The sequence below is a fragment of the Pandoraea sputorum genome, from assembly GCF_000814845.2.
GTDB classification, from domain to species: Bacteria; Pseudomonadota; Gammaproteobacteria; order Burkholderiales; family Burkholderiaceae; genus Pandoraea; species Pandoraea sputorum.
The window spans coordinates 2,591,888-2,610,939 of sequence record NZ_CP010431.2 but is presented as its reverse complement, the minus strand read 5'-3'; the positions used below and the strand labels follow the sequence as shown (position 1 = coordinate 2,610,939).

18 protein-coding genes are annotated in these 19,052 nt (G+C 64.3%); 12 read left to right on the top strand and 6 right to left on the bottom strand.

What is annotated here, in order from left to right; all coding sequences use genetic code 11:
* Positions 1-51 precede the first annotated feature (51 nt).
* Positions 52-267: a tautomerase family protein gene (locus NA29_RS11550; RefSeq protein WP_039398290.1), complete on the bottom strand. Its 216-nt coding sequence runs from the start codon at positions 265-267 to the stop codon at positions 52-54.
* Between the two features lie 66 nt (positions 268-333).
* Positions 334-1,068 carry an SDR family NAD(P)-dependent oxidoreductase gene (locus NA29_RS11545; RefSeq protein WP_039398288.1) on the bottom strand — a complete coding sequence of 245 codons (735 nt, stop codon included), beginning with the start codon at positions 1,066-1,068 and terminating at the stop codon, positions 334-336.
* Between the two features lie 147 nt (positions 1,069-1,215).
* Here NA29_RS11545 and NA29_RS11540 point away from each other — a divergent pair, with 147 nt between their 5' ends.
* Positions 1,216-2,190, top strand: a complete 975-nt coding sequence (locus NA29_RS11540; protein ID WP_039398286.1) for a LysR family transcriptional regulator — start codon at positions 1,216-1,218, stop codon at positions 2,188-2,190.
* 101 nt (positions 2,191-2,291) lie between these two features.
* On the top strand, positions 2,292-3,557 hold the full coding sequence (locus tag NA29_RS11535; protein WP_039398284.1) for an MFS transporter: 1,266 nt from the start codon (positions 2,292-2,294) through the stop codon (positions 3,555-3,557).
* Positions 3,558-3,562: 5 nt separating this feature from the next.
* Here the strand turns inward: NA29_RS11535 and NA29_RS11530 are convergent, their stop codons facing one another.
* Positions 3,563-4,555 (bottom strand): LysR family transcriptional regulator, encoded by a 993-nt coding sequence (locus NA29_RS11530; RefSeq protein ID WP_052252851.1) that lies wholly within the window; start codon positions 4,553-4,555, stop codon positions 3,563-3,565.
* 107 nt (positions 4,556-4,662) lie between these two features.
* On the opposite strand from NA29_RS11530, the gene NA29_RS11525 reads away from it, so the two are divergent.
* The 4 genes from NA29_RS11525 to NA29_RS11510 all read left to right on the top strand — a co-directional run bounded on the left by NA29_RS11525 (position 4,663) and on the right by NA29_RS11510 (position 8,804).
* The gene (locus tag NA29_RS11525) at positions 4,663-5,328 is read left to right on the top strand and encodes an HAD family hydrolase (RefSeq protein ID WP_039403154.1); all 666 of its coding nucleotides are present in this window, start codon (positions 4,663-4,665) and stop codon (positions 5,326-5,328) included.
* 11 nt (positions 5,329-5,339) lie between these two features.
* Positions 5,340-6,506, top strand: a complete 1,167-nt coding sequence (locus NA29_RS11520; protein WP_052252850.1) for a DSD1 family PLP-dependent enzyme — start codon at positions 5,340-5,342, stop codon at positions 6,504-6,506.
* Positions 6,507-6,646: 140 nt separating this feature from the next.
* Positions 6,647-7,735 (top strand): LLM class flavin-dependent oxidoreductase, encoded by a 1,089-nt coding sequence (locus NA29_RS11515; protein WP_039398283.1) that lies wholly within the window; start codon positions 6,647-6,649, stop codon positions 7,733-7,735.
* A gap of 136 nt (positions 7,736-7,871) precedes the next feature.
* A complete protein-coding gene (locus NA29_RS11510) occupies positions 7,872-8,804 on the top strand; it encodes an ABC transporter substrate-binding protein (protein ID WP_052252849.1) in 933 nt (310 codons plus the stop codon).
* 84 nt (positions 8,805-8,888) lie between these two features.
* Here NA29_RS11510 and NA29_RS11505 read toward each other — a convergent pair whose 3' ends face one another.
* Positions 8,889-11,192: an aconitate hydratase gene (locus tag NA29_RS11505; RefSeq protein WP_039398280.1), complete on the bottom strand. Its 2,304-nt coding sequence runs from the start codon at positions 11,190-11,192 to the stop codon at positions 8,889-8,891.
* Between the two features lie 117 nt (positions 11,193-11,309).
* On the opposite strand from NA29_RS11505, the gene NA29_RS11500 reads away from it, so the two are divergent.
* Complete coding sequence (locus NA29_RS11500) at positions 11,310-12,200, top strand: LysR family transcriptional regulator (RefSeq protein ID WP_039398278.1); 891 nt, start codon at positions 11,310-11,312, stop codon at positions 12,198-12,200.
* Positions 12,201-12,217: 17 nt separating this feature from the next.
* On the opposite strand, the gene NA29_RS11495 is transcribed toward NA29_RS11500, so the two are convergent.
* Together NA29_RS11495 and NA29_RS11490 are read right to left on the bottom strand one after the other, a co-directional pair.
* Entirely contained in the window at positions 12,218-13,192 is a 975-nt protein-coding gene (locus NA29_RS11495; protein WP_224786778.1) for an alginate lyase family protein, read from the bottom strand.
* A gap of 41 nt (positions 13,193-13,233) precedes the next feature.
* Positions 13,234-14,154 carry a LysR substrate-binding domain-containing protein gene (locus tag NA29_RS11490; RefSeq protein WP_039398274.1) on the bottom strand — a complete coding sequence of 307 codons (921 nt, stop codon included), beginning with the start codon at positions 14,152-14,154 and terminating at the stop codon, positions 13,234-13,236.
* A 261-nt stretch (positions 14,155-14,415) separates the two neighbouring features.
* Here NA29_RS11490 and NA29_RS11485 point away from each other — a divergent pair, with 261 nt between their 5' ends.
* The 5 genes from NA29_RS11485 (at position 14,416) to NA29_RS11465 (ending at position 18,996) form a co-directional block, all read left to right on the top strand.
* A complete protein-coding gene (locus tag NA29_RS11485; protein ID WP_084103662.1) occupies positions 14,416-15,315 on the top strand; it encodes an ABC transporter permease in 900 nt (299 codons plus the stop codon).
* The gene (locus tag NA29_RS11480) at positions 15,312-16,349 is read left to right on the top strand and encodes an ABC transporter ATP-binding protein (RefSeq protein ID WP_039398272.1); all 1,038 of its coding nucleotides are present in this window, start codon (positions 15,312-15,314) and stop codon (positions 16,347-16,349) included. Before NA29_RS11485 ends, NA29_RS11480 begins: the two co-directional genes overlap by 4 nt.
* 70 nt (positions 16,350-16,419) lie before the next feature.
* The gene (locus tag NA29_RS11475) at positions 16,420-17,535 is read left to right on the top strand and encodes an extracellular solute-binding protein (RefSeq protein ID WP_084104217.1); all 1,116 of its coding nucleotides are present in this window, start codon (positions 16,420-16,422) and stop codon (positions 17,533-17,535) included.
* Between the two features lie 11 nt (positions 17,536-17,546).
* Positions 17,547-18,440 carry an ABC transporter permease gene (locus tag NA29_RS11470; protein WP_084104215.1) on the top strand — a complete coding sequence of 298 codons (894 nt, stop codon included), beginning with the start codon at positions 17,547-17,549 and terminating at the stop codon, positions 18,438-18,440.
* The gene (locus NA29_RS11465) at positions 18,421-18,996 is read left to right on the top strand and encodes a TIGR00725 family protein (RefSeq protein ID WP_052252848.1); all 576 of its coding nucleotides are present in this window, start codon (positions 18,421-18,423) and stop codon (positions 18,994-18,996) included. Before NA29_RS11470 ends, NA29_RS11465 begins: the two co-directional genes overlap by 20 nt.
* Positions 18,997-19,052 lie beyond the last annotated feature (56 nt).

Genomic DNA, 19,052 nt, shown 5'->3' with positions numbered 1-19,052 from the left:
CCCAATGCATGACGGCGGCGTGCCATCGGCAACATCGGAAACGCGCAGACCTCAGGCCTTGTTCTCGGCAGACTGACGCCGAAACTCGGTGGTTGTCTGGCCCGCGTAGCCCCAGTTATCGGTATCGACTTCCTCGATCACGATGTGCGTAAGATGCGGCGGCTTGCCCAGTACGCGTTGCAGTGTGTCGGTGACTTCGCGAATGACCTGCGCCTTCTGCTCGACGGTGTTGCCCTCACGGGTAATGCGAATGCTGACGAACGGCATGACTGGCTCCTATGGATGTTGGGGGAAGACGACCGACTCATCGCGAATGAGCGGCCGTCGCAGCGATTAGCGACCGGCGGCGTAACCGCCGTCCACCGGTGCAATCGTGCCGGTTACGTAATCGCTCTCCACGAAGTACCGCACCGCGCGTGCGACATCCTCGACTTCCGCGATACGGCCCAGCGGATGCATCTTGCCCAGTGTCTCGTGCGTCTCGGGCGCATGCATCGGCGTATTCACCACGCCCGGGGCCACGGCGTTGACGGTGACGCCGAACGGCGCCAGTTCCAGCGCCAGTGCCTTCGTCGCCTGATTCATCCCGCCCTTGAGCACCGCAGCCAGCAACGCCGGCACGCCCGAATGCGCCTGAAGAGCGATCGATGCCGTCACGTTCACGATCCGTCCGCTGCGGCGCTCGCTCATGTGGCGTGCGGCCGCCTGCGAGAAGTACAGCGTACCCTTGAGATTGGTGGCGATCTGCACCTCGATCTCCTCCGGCGTGAAGTCGACGAACGGCTTCGCCGCGAAGATGCCTGCATTGTTGATCAGCACGTCGACGTGACCGAACGTCTCGATCGCCTTCGCAAACGCTGCGGTGGCGGCATACGGATCGGCGACGTCGCCCGCGACCGGCAGGAAACGTTCGCCTGCGTTCAGCAAAGCCGCCGTCTTCTCTAGACGAGCACTGCTGCGCCCGGTGCCGACGACGTTGTACCCGTCGCGCAAGAATGACTGCGCCAGTCCGAGACCAATGCCGCTCGTAGCGCCCGTGATGATGACCGTATGTTCCGACTTGCTCATGATGGATGTCCTTGATGTCGTTTCGCCTGCCGGGGCGTCGGCCAATCCGTCCGCCCCGCCGGTTGAACACACTCTATTCATGATTGAAGACGCGAAAAACGCATGCGATTACACTTGTCTTTTTACATCGTGTAATCAATCGCGAACATGCAACGTCAATTCGACGATGTCCTGCTTGGCAGCATCGAACTGTTTTGTCTGGCGGCGGAGGCTGGGAGCTTTACGGCGGCCGCCAATCAGGCGGGCGTGACGCCCGCTGCCGTCAGCCGGTCGGTCGCGCGGCTGGAGCAGCGACTGGGCGTGCGCCTGTTCGTGCGCTCGACGCGCAGCATCCGTCTGACGGAGGGCGGCAGCGCCTATTTCGAAGAATGCCGGACTGCGCTGAGTCTGCTGGCGGAGGCCGAACGGCGGGTGTCGGGTGCGCAGTCGCAGCCATCGGGTACGTTGCGAATCAGCGTGCCCACGACCTACGGTCATTACCGGCTGCTGCCGGTGCTGCCTGAATTCCGCGCCCGTTTCCCGCTCATCAAGCTCGACATTCAGGTCAGCAACCAGAATATCGACCTGCACGAGGAACGCTTCGACTTCGCGGTTCGCTTCCGGGCCCAACCCGAGTCGCGCATGGTGGCGCGACATCTCGAAGACGCCGCACTGGTCGTCGTCGCCCACCCCGACTATCTCCAGCGCGCTGGCACGCCGAAGACACCGGACGATCTCGCCGCTCACGATTGCATCGAGTTCGATTTGCCGAGTACGGGACGCCCGATCCCGTGGTTGTTCCGAGATGCAGGCAACGACATCGAGTACCACGCGCGCGGCAACTTTCGATGTGCGGACGATGTGCTTGCCGGTGTGACGCTCGCGCGAACCGGTGGCGGCATTTTCCAGACCTACCGCTTCATCGTGGAAGCGGATCTCGCGTCGGGTCAGCTCGTCGAAGTGCTAGCCGACTACGCGGGACGTTCTCGCCCGGTGAGTCTGATGTACCCACACAGCAAGACGCTGCCGTCGCGTGCGCGGGTTTTCGTCGATTATCTGATGGAGACGCTTGCACATTCATCCGCGCCGCGTAAGAGTGACGTACGCGCCACAGCCGTATCCGAGCGTCCTCGCACGGAATAGACTCGGCACATCACCGTCGGCAGGCCGCGTTCGCGTTGCCTGCCGGTATGCGGATTTCGATGTCCCGTGCCGCGCGGGCATCGCGAAACTCAGAGGTTTTTGTGAATCCCCCGTCCGAATCCACTCCCCCTACCGCCAGTTACACCGAACGCAACCATCCCTACTGGCAACGTAACCTCGCCATCTGTGTCTTCGGCTCGTTCACGACGCTCGCCGGACTCAGCATGTTGCTGCCGTTCCTGCCACTGTACGTCAAGCAACTCGGCGTCGCGCCGGAATCGGCCGTCATTCAGTGGTCCGGGGTCGCGTTCAGTGCGACGTTTCTCGGCACCGCTGTGACCGCGCCGATCTGGGGACATCTGGCCGACCGCTTCGGGCGTCGGCCCATGCTGATTCGCGCCGCCGTGGGCATGGTGATCGTGACGTCGCTCATCGGTATTGCGCACAACGTTTATCAACTCGTCGCGTTGCGTCTGTTGACGGGGTTGATCGGCGGTTATGCGTCAGCCTCCACGGTGATGATCGGCACGCAAGCGCCGCGCGATCGTGCAGGCTGGGCGCTCGGCGTACTCTCGACCGGCGCACTCGCGGGGAACCTGATCGGCCCGCTGATCGGCGGTCTGTTGCCACCTTTACTCGGCATTCGAGGCACCTTTTTCGCCTGTGCGGGCATGATCTCGGTGACTGCTCTGCTCACGATTTTCGGCGTTCGCGAAGACTTCGACCGCACACGTGACAGCAAGCGCAAAGCCACGCCGGGCACGACCGCGCCCATGCCCCGAGCGCGCGTGGGCATCATCGCCGCCATCTTGTTCACGGGCATGATGGTGCTGCTCGCCAACATGTCCATCGAACCGATCATTACCGTCTACATCGGTCAGTTGGGTGTGGACGGAGCGCACCTCACGCGTGTGGCCGGTGTGGTCATGGCCAGCTCGGCGCTGGGCAGCATGTTGACTGCGGCGAAGCTCGGCGCGCTGGCGGACCGCGTAGGCAGTTGGCGCGTGATCGTCGGGTGTCTGATCGCAACCGCCCTGGTGATGATTCCACAGGCGTTCGTCACCGAATGGTGGCAGTTGGCCGCGCTGCGCGTGCTGATGGGGATGACGCTGGCCGGTCTGCTGCCCGCCATCGGTAAGCTAGCGCGTCACGCCGTGGACGAGCGTAGCACTGGAAAACTGCTCGGTTATCTGCAGTCGGCGCAATTCAGCGGGCAGGTCATTGGCCCGATCATCGGCGGTCAGATCGCCGTGGTGTTCGGACTCCCGGCGGTGTTCTTCATGACGGCAATCCTGCTCGTACTGTGCAGCGTGCTGGCCAACCGCGCACGCACCCTCAGCGCCCGGCACTCCCATCAACCGGCCTGAGCGCTTTAGAGCCGCGCGCCTGCAGGACCTTCAGGACGTGTAGAACGTGTAGGACGGCGCACCGCTGCCGACGTCGCCAGCGCCTCCTCGAGAAACGCCATGAGCGCCTGCAGACGTGCAGTGCGCCCGCGACGCGTCGGCACCAGCAGCGTGACGGGTGCGCTGTCGAAGTCCCAGTCCGCAAGCACGCGCACGAGACGTCCCGCCGCCACGGCGTCGCGCGTGTCCCACTCGGAACGCAGCACCAGCCCCAGCCCCTGCTCCGCCCACTCCCGTGCGACGCTGCCGTCGTTCGTTGTGTACGCAGGCACCACGCGCACACTGTCGCGTGCCGGGGCACGCCGGGACGTCGCGGATGCAACTTTGGTGGACGTCTTCGCCCGACGTCGAAACCGCCACAACGAAGCGTCCTCGTCGTTCTCCCGAATACAGATGCAGCGATGCTGTAGTAGCGCGTGCGGCTCAGTCGGTGTGCCGTGTCGTTGCAGATAGGCGGGACTCGCACACAGCCAGCGGTCATTCGGCGCAAGCGGCCGGGCAATCCACGACGAATCGCGCACGGCGCCCACATGAATGACGGCGTCCGAGTCGTGTTTGTCCGGCCACGGGGTTTCACGCAGCTCCAGTTGCAGCTTCAAATCCGGATGCAACAGCCCGAAGCGCGCCAGCACCGGGGCCACGTGGTGCCGTCCGTAACCGAACGGGGCAGAAATGCGAAGCGTGCCGGTGAGACGTTTATCCTCGCGTCGAAACGACTCGGGCAGCGCGTCCAGTTGTGCGAGCAACGCCGACCCTTCTCGGGCCAGCCGCTCGCCTTCGGCCGTGAGACTAAGCTGACGTGAGGTGCGTGTCGCCAGCGCCAGCCCCAGCGTCGCTTCGAGTTTGCGCAGACGGGCAGACAACGCGGGCGGTGTCACATTCAGCATGCGCGCCGCCGCACTCAGCGATGCCGACTGCGACAGCGCCTCGATCAGACGCAGGTCTTCGATCTGAATCATTCACCTGAGCTTAATGTTTGATGTGCCGTAATTTAACCACAGCACGCCCTACCCTTCCTACACTGCGTCCAGTCATCTCACGCAAAATCACAATGAAAGAGGCTGTCATGTCCGACACATCCCCCGCCCGCGAGACCGGCTGGCCGCGCGCCGTGCTCTTCGATCTTCTGACGGCGCTGCTCGACTCGTGGACCGTATGGAATCGCGCCGCCGGTAGCGAAACTACGGGCCGCACGTGGCGCGCGGAGTATCTGCGACGCACCTACGGCTGCGGCGCATATGTGAGCTACGAACAACTGGTGCGCGAGGCGGCGGCGCACGTCGGTCTGCCGCCGTCGGCACCGCTTGCGCTCGAAGCCGAGTGGCTCACACTCCCCGCCTGGGACGGTGCACGCGAGTTGCTTCAGGCGCTTCGTCCGCACTGCAAACTGGGCGTCGTCACGAACTGTTCGAAGACACTCGGGCATCAAGCCGCCGCGTTGCTCGGCATCGACTGGGATGTCGTGGTGACGTCGGAGGAAGCCGGGTTCTACAAACCCGACCCTCGCCCGTATCGTCTGGCCCTCGACAAGCTTGGTGTCGACGCCAGCGATGCGGCCTTCGTCGCCGGTTCCGGTTACGACCTCTTCGGCACGTCCGCCGTTGGCTTGCGCACGTTCTGGCATAACCGTGTTGGCCTGTCGCGTCCCGACGGTGCGCCCGCCCCCGATGGCGAAGCGCCCACGCTTGCCCCTGCACTCGACTGGCTTCGCCACTTCCACGCCACCGCCTGAGAATCATCGCCATGACTTCGACCCACAACGCTGCGCTCGCGTCCTTGCGAACGCTGGAAATGTTGGAAACGCCTGCCGCCGTTATCGATGTGCCCCGCATGCAACAAAACATCCGCCGCATGCAATCGCGCATGGACACGCTCGGCGTGCGATTTCGGCCGCACGTCAAAACCAGCAAGTCCGTGGAAGTTGCACAAGCCCAAATCGATGCTGGTGCAACGGGCATCACTGTGTCCACGCTCAAAGAAGCTGCGCACTTCTTCGACCACGGCGTAACCGACATCCTTTATGCAGTAGGCATGGTGGCGAGCAAGTTGCCTGCGGCGCTGGCGTTGCGTCGCCGGGGTTGCGATCTGAAGATCATCACGGACAGCGTGGCGTCGGCGCAGGCCATCGTCGCCTTCGGGGCCGAGTATGGTGAGACGTTCGACGTGTGGATCGAGATCGATACGGACGGACACCGCTCGGGCATCCGTCCCGGTGAGGACGCCCTGATCGACGTCGCCCGCGTGCTGCACGATGGCGGCGCGAAGCTGGGCGGCGTCATGACGCACGCCGGTTCGAGCTACGACTTCGACACGCCCGAAGCGCTCGCCGCCATCGCCGAACAGGAGCGTGCGGGCTGCGTGCTGGCGGCAACGCGTCTGCGCGATGCCGGTCTGCCGTGTCCGGTCGTGAGCGTCGGCTCGACGCCCACCGCGCTCGCCGCCGAACACCTGGAAGGCGTGACGGAAGTCCGCGCCGGTGTGTATGTGTTCTTCGATCTGGTGATGCATAACGTGGGCGTATGCACGACCGACGAGCTGGCACTGAGCGTACTCACGACGGTGATCGGACATCAGGCCGACAAAGGCTGGGCCATCGTCGACGCTGGCTGGATGGCCATGAGCCGCGACCGGGGCACACAAAAGCAGAAGCATGACTTCGGCTACGGGCAGGTTTGCCGAATCGACGGCAGCGTTGTGCCCGGTTACGTGCTGAGCGGTGCGAATCAGGAGCACGGCATTTTGTCGCGCGAGGGTGGAGCCGACGGGGACATCGTGGCACGCTTCCCCATCGGCACGCTGCTTCGCATTCTGCCGAATCACGCGTGTGCGACGGGTGCGCAGTTTCCCGAGTACCACGCCATCGATCAGGATCGCGATGTCGCAACGTGGCCACGTCTGCACGGCTGGTGAGCGCCAAATCTCGTCTTAAGGATTGCGTCGCACGCTGGCGATGCTTATGCCGACTCGCGGCATAACGTATCCCGATTTCCTTCGTTCACGGCGGGCCATGCGCCCGCTACGCTCGCACTTTGCCTGTATGGAGTGCACTTATGAGCGTAGAAATTATCGGGATGATCACGGCAGCGCCGGGGTCCGAAGTCGATCAACCCACGGGCGCGGCCGTCGACCCCACGTTCATTACGCGCATGGCGCAGGCCCATGAGACGGCCGGTTTCGACCGCGCCCTCATCGGCTACTTCTCGAACGGCCCGGAAGGCAGCCTCGTCAGTAGCCACGTCGCAGCCGCGACCCAACGGCTGGGAATTCTGCTCGCCTACCGTCCCGGGGTCATCGCGGCACCGCTCGCGGCCCGTCAACTCGCCACGCTCGATCAGTTCTCGCGCGGACGGGTGGCGCTCAACGTCGTCTCCGGTGGCAACGATGCCGATTTGCGCCGCGATGGCGACTTTCTCGATCACGACGCACGCTACACCCGCACGGACGAATACCTCGATGCCCTCAAGCGCATTTGGACTGCCGACAGTCCGGTCGACTTCGACGGCGCGCACTATCGCTTCGAACAGGCGTCACCCGCCGTACGGACCTGGCAGAAGCCGCACATCCCGATTTACTTCAGCGGTGCGTCCGACGCCGCCATCGACGTCGCGGCACGCCACGCCGATACGTACATGCTGTGGGGCGAGCCGCTCGACGCCGTCGAGTCGCTAGTCAACCGCGTACGCACCGCCGCGCAGCGTTACGGCCGTAAGCCACGCTTTTCGATCTCGTTCCGCCCCATCGTCGCCGACACGGAAGAACAAGCATGGGCGCGGGCCGACGACGTGCTGCGTCAGGTCAAAGCAACGCGAGCAAGCCTTGGACTTCGTGCCGAAGCTCCCGAGAACGTCGGCTCGCAGCGACTGCTGGCCGCCGCCCAACGCGGCGACGTCGTGGACGAGCGCCTGTGGATGGGCGTCGCAAAAGCGACGGGCGCTCGCTGGAATTCAACGGCACTCGTCGGTACCGCAGAACAGGTGGCGCAAGCGCTGGGCCGCTATTACGCACTTGGCGTCGATACGTTCCTGATCCGCGGGTTCGACCCGCTCGGAGACACGATCCGCTATGGCGAATCGCTGATTCCCGCCATCCGCCGCCATACCGCCGAACTCGACCGGCAGCGCGCGCCTCAGGCGGCGTGATTCTCGTCGCGATTACGTTTCTTTGTCTTCTTTTCAATCGCTTTTTATAGGTGTCATGATGTTGCTGCGCTGGATTCGTCGCGCCCGCTTTGCCCTTCCCGCTCTTTCCCTTTCTGCTTTCACTGCGTTCGGCGTAATGCACGCAGGCGTGGCGAACGCGCAAGGCGTCACGTTGCGCGTCGGGGATCAGAACTACTACAACGTGCGGGCGTCGATGGAGGCCTCAGGTGCGCTTGAAGGCGCGAACTATCAGGTCGAATGGAAACACTTTCAGTCGGCCGCGCCGGTAGCCGAAGGACTCAACGCGGGAGCGCTGGACCTCGGCTTCCTCGGCGACTCGGGCTTCCTGTTCCTCGCCGCGAAAGGCGCACCGGTCAAACTGATCGCCGTCTCGCGTCAGAACCCCGACACGATTGCGCTACTCGTGCCGAAAGATTCGCCCGTCAAATCGATTCAGGATCTGAAGGGCAAAAAGGTTGCCTACTGGCCAGGTGCGTGGAGTCAGCAACTGACGCTGCGCGTGCTGGAGAAAGCCGGGCTTCCGACCAATTACGTCCAGTTCGTCAAGCTGATGCCGGTTGACGCCGCCGTCGCGCTGCCGAATGGCGCTATCGATGCGTTCCCCGTCTGGGAGCCGTACATCTCGCAGCAAGTGGTGCACAACGGGGCACGTCCGATCATCACCGCACGCGATCTGATGCCGGGACTGAGTAGCGTAGCCGCCTACGCGCCGTCGGTCACCGCAAAGCACGCGGTGATTGCCGACTTCCTCGCACGCCTGCAAAAGGCGCGTGCGTGGGTCGAGAGTCACAAGGAGGTGTATGCCGATCAATGGGCTAAGAAGGCCGGGTTGGATCGCGATGTGGCGCGGCATTGGATCGGTCAGGCCGGAATGACGGTCGATGCCGTCGACAAGCAAGCCGTGGCCGACTATCAGGGCACTAGCGATTTCCTGACGCAAACCGGCGCGCTGCCGAACCGCTTCGATGTGAGCAAGATCGTCGATACGTCGTTTAACACCGTGCTTGAGGCGAAGGGTCAGACAACGCGTCAGAGTGCGTCGCGATGAAATGACATGACGTAAAGGTGCCGGACGGCGAGACACCTTCGGTCTCGTCCGTCCGACTGCTCCGCGTTGCTCGGTGATACTCCGTTACTGCGCGGCCTTAGGGACAACGTTCAGCGCAGACCCCGCGCGGAACCACGCCAACTGCACATCGCTATAGCTGTGCTTGAGCGGCACCGTTTCCTGTGTGCCGTCGGCGTGATGCAGCACGCATTGCACCTCGCGTCCGGGTGCGAGATCGCTCAGCCCAACAAGATCGATACGGTCGTCCGCACGAACACGCTCATAGTCGTCGGCGTTCACGAACGTCAGCGCGAGCAACCCCTGCTTCTTCAGGTTCGTCTCGTGAATCCGTGCGACGCTCCGCGCGATCACCGCCATACCGCCAAGCAAACGCGGCGACAGCGCCGCATGCTCGCGACTGCTGCCTTCGCCATAGTTGAAGTCCCCGACGATCACCCAAGGCACCCCCGCCGCGCGGTAAGCGCGTGCCGCCTGCGCCGGTGTGACACCCGTTTCACCGGTCAGCCAGTCGGTCGTGCTGCCCGTCTCGCCGGTGAATGCGTTAGCGCCACCGATCAGCAGGTTGTCGCTGAAACGCTCCAGATGTCCGCGCAGTTTGAGCCAGGGTCCCGCCGGGGAGATGTGGTCTGTCGTGGTCTTGCCCCGCGTCTTGATGAGCAGGGGCATGCCCTTCGGATCGCTGCCGTTCCATGCGGGCCACGGACGCAGCACCTGAATGCGCTCGCTCGCAGGATCGACGTTAATCGTCACGGCGCGGCCGTCCTCGGGTGGTGCAATGTAATGCGTCGCGCCGCGCGTGAAACCCTGCGGCGGCACCTCGGGCGCGACGGCGGGCGGCGTAAGCCGAAATGACTTGCCGTCGGGGCCGGTCAGCGTATCGCGCTGCGGATCGAACGAAATCCGTCCGGCGAGCGCCCACGCCGTCACGATCTCCGGGCTGGCGATCAAATTTACGGTGTTGGCCGATCCGTCGTTGCGGCGCGGGAAGTTGCGGTTGTATGAGGTGACGATAGTGTTGGGCGATGCCACCGCTGCTGCCTCACGACGCCACTGGCCAATGCACGGCCCGCAAGCGTTGGCGAGCACAGTGCCTCCCATCGACGACAGCGCGGCCAGTTGCCCGTCGCGTTCGATGGTCGCCCGCACCTGCTCGGAACCGGGCGTGACCATGAACGGTACCGTCGCCTTGAGACCGTGTACCTGCGCTTGCCTGGCGACGTCCGCCGCACGGCTCATGTCTTCGTATGAGGAGTTGGTGCAACTGCCGATGAGTGCGGCGGAGACAGCATCGGTTTGGACGTCCCCTGCGTCGAACGTCTGCGACTCACCGGCCGCTTTCATTTGCGATGCGAGTTCCGCTACGGTGCGGGCCCGATCCGGCGAGTGCGGTCCGACAACGTGAGGCTCAAGCGTCGACAAATCGATGCGGATGACCCGGTCGTAAAACGCTTCGGGGTCGGCTTCGACTTCAGGATCGGGGGCAAGCAACGCCAGATTGGCTTCGATCACCGGCACCAGATCGCCACGTCCGCTCGCCCGCAGGTAATCGAGCATGCGCGCGTCGGCGGGGAACATCGACGTCGTAGCCCCCAATTCTGCCCCCATGTTCGTGATGGTCGCCTTGCCGGTCGCGCTGATCGTGCGAGCGCCGGGACCGATGTACTCGACGATGGCATTGGTGCCGCCCGACACCGTCAACTCGCCCGCGACACGCAGAATCACGTCTTTCGGCGCCGTCCAGCCGCCGAGCGTGCCTGTCAAGTACACGGCGATGCGCTTCGGATACAACACTTCCCACGGCAAACCGGCCAGTGCTTCGACAGCATCCGCACCGCCCACGCCAACGGCACACGCGCCAAGACCACCTGCATTCGGGGTATGCGAGTCGGTGCCGATCATGAGCGCGCCGGGAAACGCATAGTTTTCGAGCACGACCTGGTGAATGATGCCTGCGCCTGGCTCCCAGAACCCAAGGCCATATTTTGCCGCCGCGCTGCGCAGGAACGCGTAGACCTCATAGTTTTCGTCGACGGACGCCTTCAGGTCGGCCCGTCCCTCGACACGCGCCTGAATCAGATGGTCGCAATGAATGCTCGCGGGCACGGCGACACGCTCGCGACCCGTCTGCATGAACTGGAGCATGCCCGTCTGACCGAGGACGTCCTGAAACATGACGCGGTCGACGCCGAGCGCCAGATAGCTTTTGCCCGGCACCAGCGGCTGCGTCAAGGGATCGGTGAGGTGACCGAGCAGCACCGACTCGGAAAGCGTCAGCGGGTGACCGAGACGGCGTCGCACGATAGCCAGCTTGTCGGCCATGGCGGCATAAAGGCGTGCGAGCGCCTCCGCAGAGAGGAATTGAGACATCGATCACTCCTTCTTGGAACGTTTTGTGGGTGGATGGGTGCGATCGCAGGACGCATTCTGGCGTCGGCCTCAATGCCGGTAAAATGAATTTATCTGTCCGATTACTCAATAATTCTGATGAAAATCGACATTCTTGGCGTGCAGGCTTTCGTGGCCATTGCAGACCGTGGCGGATTCCAGAGCGCTGCCGACGCGCTCTGCGTCACACAAACGGCGATCACTCAGCGGTTGCGCAAGCTGGAAGACTATCTGGGGGTCACGTTGTTCGAGCGAACGACGCGTTCGGTGTCGCTCACGCAGATCGGACGCGATTTCCTGCCGCAGGCGCGACGACTGCTCGACGAACTGTCCGACGCGCTCACCGAGATTCGCGAAAGCGGGCAGGCCGCGCGTGGCGACGTCTCCATCGCCTGCGTGCCGACGGCGGGGGTACAGTTTCTACCGAACATTCTTCAGACATATGCCCAGCAGTTCCCGCATAACCGCGTGCGCGTGCTCGATCATTCGTCGTCTGCCGTGACGGACGCGGTACTTCGTCGCGAAGCCGAGTTCGGCATTCACATCGCCGGGTCACGTCATGCGGATCTCGTCGGTCTGCCCGTCGCGCAGGATCAGTTCGTGCTGATCTGTCACGCATCGCACCCGCTCGCCCGGCGTCGTCGCGTGCCCTGGCGCAGTTTGTCGCCCTACCCGCTTATCTTCGCGGGGCAGGTCAGCGCCAACCGGGCATTGCTCGATGGCGCGCTGGGCGACGTCGACTTACAGCCGCACTTCGAGGTGCAGCGCAGCTCGACGGCCGTCGGGATGGTGGCGCAAGGGGTGGCCGCGGCGGTGGTGCCGCGTCTCGCGCTGCAAAAGGGAGCGTACCCGGACATACGGGTGGTCAATCTGGTCGAACCGGTCATTGCACGGACATTGGTACTCGTAACCCGACGAGGCGCACGGCTTTCACCCGCTGCACAAGCGCTCTACGATCTGATCGCGTCCCGCGCAACGCTCGACGGCTGACCGACCGACGCTGTCGATCAGTTCGCGGATGGCACGATGCCGTTCGTGGCCATGAACGTCAGATTGCCCCCCATGCGCGGATCCCGGAATGGCCCGGCGTCATGCATCGACTGGAAGCGGGCGGGATCGGGTGAGCGCAGACGATAGAACTCCACCCAGCCGCTGGACGCCTTGGGACTGCCCGTCTCCTGTACCGAACCGGATTGCGCGTTGAACCACGCGGGATCACGGTAGCCGTCGGCCACCCGTGCGGCGAGGCGTTCCAGCGCCCCCTGACGGTACACATACCAGTCTTCGCCGCGAAGACGCGCCAGCTCGGCCATCATCACAAGCGGTGCTGTCGCGTAGTCGTGGTAATGCAGCGCGCGACGCTTGCGCGCCATCTCCATCGGCAGACTGCCATCGGGCTCGATGGCATCGATGCCGGTGCGAAATATGCCCTGAGCGGTCTTGAGCAACGCGTCGTCGCGCACGGCGACAGCCGTCGCCATAATGCCGATCCCGGTCCAGTAGTAGTGATTGTTGCGCTTATGTTTCGGCTCGTCCCAGTACGCAAGATTGGCAGCCGACAGCTTGCGCAACCACGGCTCGATGGACGCCCGCTGCTGTGGTGTCGCCGCTGCCTGCGTGCGCAGATAGGCCAGCGCGAGCGCGCCGTGAATCCACTGACGCATGTAGTCCGACTGGTCGTTGTTCACGTGCACCATGCGTCCGAGCATCGCGCCGCTGTCGGCCCACGCATCGAGCCACGTCAATGTACAACGTGCGGCGGCAGCGTCGGCGGTTCTGGCGTATGCATCGGCCGATTTGGTGACATGAGACGCGAAGTCGTTCAGCGGTTTGGCCGCCGCGTCGCTTTCAGCCTTGAGCCGGGGATCGATGACGGAGCTGGCGGCGTCCGAGTAGTAGCCCATCGCCCGGATGTCGGGGTTGCCCGGTGGCGGCGCGGGACAGTCGCCTTGCGCGGCATAAGCCCCAATCGTGAACGACATAGCTGCGCTAACTCCTGCAATTCTGACGAGACGCAAAACCATTACGCAATTCCCTGAAAAGTAACTGACCTCTGCGACGCCTGAGCGAGCATCCATTCGCGGAAGGTCCGCAACGCCGAGCGTTGTTGCAGGCGCTCCTTCGGGTAGCAGAGGTAGTGCCCATGACGTGGCACATCCACGCCAGCATCCACGGGCACGACGAGACGGCCAGCCTGGATCGCCTCACGCGCCAGAAACTCCGGCACCAATCCCACGCCCATGCCCGCCTCCGCCGCTTGTAGCAGCACCGAGTACTGTTCGAAGCGAGGCCCCGGACGCTGCGCGTGGGGCGCGACGTCGTAGCCCGTCGCCCATGTTCCCCAGACTTCCTCCGCCTGATTGTGCACGAGCCTCGGTGCGCGAGCCACATCCGTTGCGCTCGCCAGCGGATAGCGCGCGACGAACGAAGGCGCACAGACCGGCACGAACCGGCGTCCGTCCAGGTACTCGCTCACGACCCCCTCCCACGAGCCATCGCCATAGCGCACGGCCGCGTCCAGCGTGAACGGGAAAGCATCGCCATGCGCCAGATGACGGCTGAAGCTTAGCGTAACGCCAGGCGTGCTCGCCAGGAAGTCGGGCAAACGGGGGATCAACCATTTGGTGGTGAACGTCGGCACGCTGGCAATCGTCAGCAGATCGCTTTCGCCGCGCGACGTCATCAGTTCCAGCGACGCGTTGCCGATCTCGCGAAGCGGCTCCGCCACGCGGTCGTGAAAGCGACGCCCCGCGTCGGTCAACACCAGATGACGCCCTTCGCGCACGAACAACGGCGTGCCGACGAGCGTCTCCAGCGCCGCAATCTGCCGACTCACGGCACTCGGCGTCAGGCCCAGCTCACGAGCAGCACGAGAAAAATTCAAGTGTCGCGCGGCGCTGGTGAAGGCGAGCAGTTCGGCGATGTTCGGATAGCAATGGCGCATCGGGGAATGTCAGGCTGGCGTTGGGTTCCGGTCAGGAACGGCGGTTCGCGGCCGATTTCGACGACGCGCCAACTGTTCCGTTTTCGCACAGAACGATGCCCGAATTGTGTGTTTTCTTCATGACGATGACATTTCAGACCGTGAAACTCTCGCCCAACGTCGATCCGGCTGTCTCCCCGCCCGCCCTTTCGTAGTAAGGGATTGCAAGACATTCGGCCGACCGATGCGAATTTGTCACCGTATGCCGTTCAGGTTTCCCCGATGTCCGACGTTCACGCCGACCGCCTTGCCCAAACTGTGCCACCCCGGCACAACCCAGCCCCTGCCGACGCAGGTGCCGCGAGGCATGCCGCGCCACGCGCGAAGACAGGTCTGCTGATCTGGGTCGTGCGCGCCGTCGCAACCCTATTTCTGATCTACCTCTGCCTGCCCGTACTGTTGCTGCTGATTGGCGCGTTCGGCCAGACGTGGACCAACACCGTATTGCCCACGGGCGTGACGGGGCACTGGTTCACCGATCTGGCGGGCGACCCATCATTTCGCCGCGCGTTCTCGACGAGCCTCATCGTCGCGCTGAGCTGCTGTGCGATGACTGCACTGATCGGCCTGCCGTTGGCATATTCGCTGCACCACCGCTCGCGCAGCGGCCGCGGGGCGATTGCGCGGCTGGTGACGCTGCTGCCCGTGGCCGTGCCCGCCCTGACGCTCGGCTTCGGCTACATCGCCGTCTTCAGCGGCGACACGCTGCCGTGGCTCGGCTCGCTCTGGCTGCTCGTGCTGGCGCACGCCGTACTCACGCTGCCCTATCTCACGCAGACGTTGATTGCCGATCTGCGGCATCTCGACATTGCAAAACTTGAGGATTGCGCGGCCACGCTGGGCGCATCGCCGCTGCGTCAGTTTCTGACGATTGCCGTGCCGAATCTCACGCACAGTCTGGTGGCCGGGCTGGTCATGGTCGCGGCGCTCTCAATCGGCGAATTCCAGATTTCCAATCTCATCGCGGGTTTCCGCTATCGCAACTATCCGGTGGTGTTGCTTCAGGCGTTCTACGGTGCGACCGGCTTCGCCTGCGCCGCCACCGTCGTGCTGCTCGTGCTTGCGCTTGCCGCGACCGGCATGTCGATCGTTGCGGCTTCCCGCCAGAAGGTCAGTTCATGAGTCTCACTCTCGAAAACGTCAGCTTCCGCTACGCAGGCGCGGCCAATGGCCTCGACGACGTCAGCCTGCAAGCGCGTCAGGGCGAATTGCTTGCCGTGATGGGCCGCAGCGGCTCGGGTAAGTCGACCGTACTGCGCCTCGTCGCAGGTTTGCTCGACGGCTATCACGGACGCATCGCCATCGGCGGTGAAGACGTCGGCGGCGTGCCGGTCTGGCGTCGTCACGTCGGCATGGTGTTCCAGCAGTACGCGCTGTTCCCGCATCTGAGCGTTGTCGATAACGTCGCTTATGGGCTTCGGATGCAAGGGGTCAAGACGGCCGAGCGTCAGCGTGCGGCCCTCGACATGCTCACGCGCGTCGGGCTGGCCGAATTCGCAACGCGTCGCCCGACGTCCCTTTCGGGCGGTCAACAGCAGCGCGTGGCGCTCGCCCGCGCCCTGGCCATCTCGCCGCGCGTATTGCTGCTCGACGAACCGCTCGCCGCGCTCGACGCAGGCATTCGTCAGCAACTACGCGACGAAATTCGCGCGCTGCAACAGGCCAGCGGCGAGACCACGCTGATCGTTACGCACGACCGCGACGAGGCGCTGAGCATGGCAGATCGCGTTGCCGTCATCGATAACGGTCGTCTGTTGCAGATCGACACGCCACAACGCCTGTACGACGCCCCGGCCTGCGCAACGGTGGCGAGCTTTACCGGGTTGTCGACGGTGTTGCCTGCGCGGGTGACGCGTCCCGGCATGGTCGACACCGGCTTCGCCGAGTTGCACGTCGAGACCGGCGCATGGCGCCCGGGAACGGCCGTCTCGCTGCTGGTGCGGCCCGAACACATTCAGTGCGACCCGCCAGTGAGCACCATCAACCGCCTCGGCGGTCATCCCGGCGCAGTGCGCTTCTTCGGCGCGACTTGCCGATTCGACTTCCTGCCCGAAGGCGCAACGACCCCACTGCTCGGCGAGAGCCGCACGCCCGCGTCGTTCGCCATCGCGCTTGACCCCGCGCACCTGCGCGTATTGCCGCCGGTCGGGGCCTGAGATGCCTGCCCCCAGAACCGCGCGACGTGCCAAATATTCCCCGATTCACGTCCAAGACGGAGCTATGTCGATGATCCACCCCGCCTCTTCCCTGCGCCCGCGCGCCCTGCCTGCAGTGGCGACGCTTGCGACTGCCTTTGCACTGTTGTCGAGTGCCGCAGGTTCCGCATTCGCTCAAACCAGCGCTGCCGCGCCGCTGTATCCGGGCGAGACCGAGTTGTATGCCAAGGCGGCCGAGGAAGGGCTGGTCGTGTCCTTCGACACCGGTCCGGAATGGGCCAACTGGAAAGCGCTGTTCGCCGAATTCCGCAAGCGCTATCCGAAGGTCGAGATCACCTACAACGACATCGGCTCCGCCGCGACCGTCACCGCACTGGACAAGTCCCGTCGCCGTCCGCAAGCCGACACGGCTTACTACTTCGCTGGCTCGGCGCTCGACGCCGTGCAGAAGGATGTGGTCGCACCGTTCAAGCCGATCAACTTCGACACGCTGCCGAAGGTCTTCCGCGACAACGACGGTCGCTGGTTCACCATTCACTCGCTCAACATCGCGTTCCTCGTGAACACGAAGCTGGTCAAGCACGTGCCGCAGTCATGGGCCGACCTGCTCAAGCCCGAGTACAAGAACTCGGTGGTGTACCTCGATCCGCGCTCGACCGGTCAGGGTCAGGTTGCCGTGTTTGCAGCGGCGTACGCTTTCGGCGGAAACGTCGACAATCCGAAGCCGGGTGCCGAGTTCTTCGGCAAATTGCGTGAGGCTGGCAACGTGATGCGCGTCGAAGGCACCACGCCATATGCCAAGTTCGTCAAGGGCGAGATCCCGATCCTCATCGGTTACGAGAACGACGGCCTGAAGGCCAAGTACACCGACGGCATGGGCGACGCAGCGCAGGTCGTGATTCCGAAGGAAGCCAGCGTCTCCGCACCCTACGCCATCAGTCTGGTGAAGAACGGTCCCAATCCGGAAGCGGCCAAATTGTGGCTGAACCTCATCATGAGCCCGGTCGGTCAGTCGCTGTTCGCGCAGGGCTATGTGCGTCCGGCCGTTCCCGGCACGCCGTTCACCGCCGAGATGCGCGCCCGCATGCCGGACGCCCCGCAGGTGCATCCGCTCGACGTCGCTCGCGCCTCGGCGCAAAAGGCCGAAGTCGATCGTCTGTGGTCGGCCGCCGCACTCGCCAAGTGAGCTCGCAGACCATGACGTCAGTGCGCGCATCGACCGGCATCGTCGAGCCACCGGATCCCCACGTGTCGCCAGCACTCAGCCGTGTGAAAGACACGCCACGCGGATGGGTACGCCGCTTCGGCGGTTTGCCCGCCGCCGTGGTACTGGTACTCGGCTTCGGCTTGCCGCTCGCGTCGCTGGTCGTGGCGGCGTTCGAGGGCCATGGTGCGGCGTTTTCCGCCGTCGCCCTCGACCCTCTCGTACGCGACGCCTTCGTCAACTCGCTGGCGCTGGCCATCGGTGCGGGCACCGTCTCGCTCATTGTGGGCGCGCTGATCGCCGTGACGCTCGCGCGTCAGACACCGCGCCGTCGGCGACTCTGGCTGGCGGCTATGGGCGTGCCGCTCGCGTTCTCGGGACTGGTGATCGCCTATGGCTTCATCCTGGGGTTCGGTCGCTCCGGCTTTGTGACAATGACTCTCGCGTCGCTCGGCGCAGATCCGGTGCATTTCGGTGCGCTGATCTACACGGCACCCGGGCTCGTCGCCGCCTATGCGTATTACCTGATCCCGCGCGTGGCGCTGATGGTGTATCCGGCCATCGCCAACCTCGATCGCCGTCCCATCGAAGCCGCACTCACGCTGGGTGCAACGCCGTTACGTGCGATCGTCGACGTCGCCTTGCGCGAACTGTGGCCCACACTGGCCGCCGCGTGGTGTCTCGTCACGGCGATTGCGCTCGGGACGTACGGCACGGCGCTGGCGCTCGCAGGTACCCAGATCAACATCCTGCCGTTGCTCATGTTCCTGAAGATGTCGGACGGGCAAACGGATTTCCCTCAGGCTGCCGCGCTGTCGCTCGTGTTGATGGCGGTATGCAGCGGTGTGCTCGCTCTCGGAGAGTGTCTTGTACGGCGTCATCCTTAATGAGTGGTCGGCTGCGGCCCGCCACGCCCTCGATCAACTCGCGGCCCGTCAGGCAGGTTCCTCGCGTCATGTGACGCCCGTCGGTGTCATCGGCCCGCGCGAAGCGTCGCCCGCACAACTCTACGCTGCGCAATGCATCGGAGAAGCGCTGGCGGCGGCCGGTGTCGCACTGGTATGCGGCGGCAAAGGTGGCGTGATGGAAGCGGCTTCCGCCGGGGCATCGGCCGCAGGCGGCATCGTGATCGGCCTGCTGCCCGAGGAGCATGCGAACGACGCCAATCCATACCTGAGCGTGGCACTGCCTACGGGGCTGGGCATCACGCGCAACGCCCTGATCGCTCGCGCTTCGATCTGCCTCGTGGCCGTGGGTGGCGGGCTGGGCACGCTCTCGGAAATCGCGCTGGGACTTCAGTGGCGCAAACCGGTTTTTACCGTCCTCGACGCCCCGGCCGTGCCGGGCACCGAGAGCTTCGACGATATCGACGCATTGGTCGTGGCCGTGGCCACCTGGCTGAGCGTTACCGGACTTCCCGGAGGTGACCACCCCGGAAAGTAACACCGGCAGTTCGATAAAACCGACCCACACCGGGGAACTGCCGGTGCGTTTTCGTG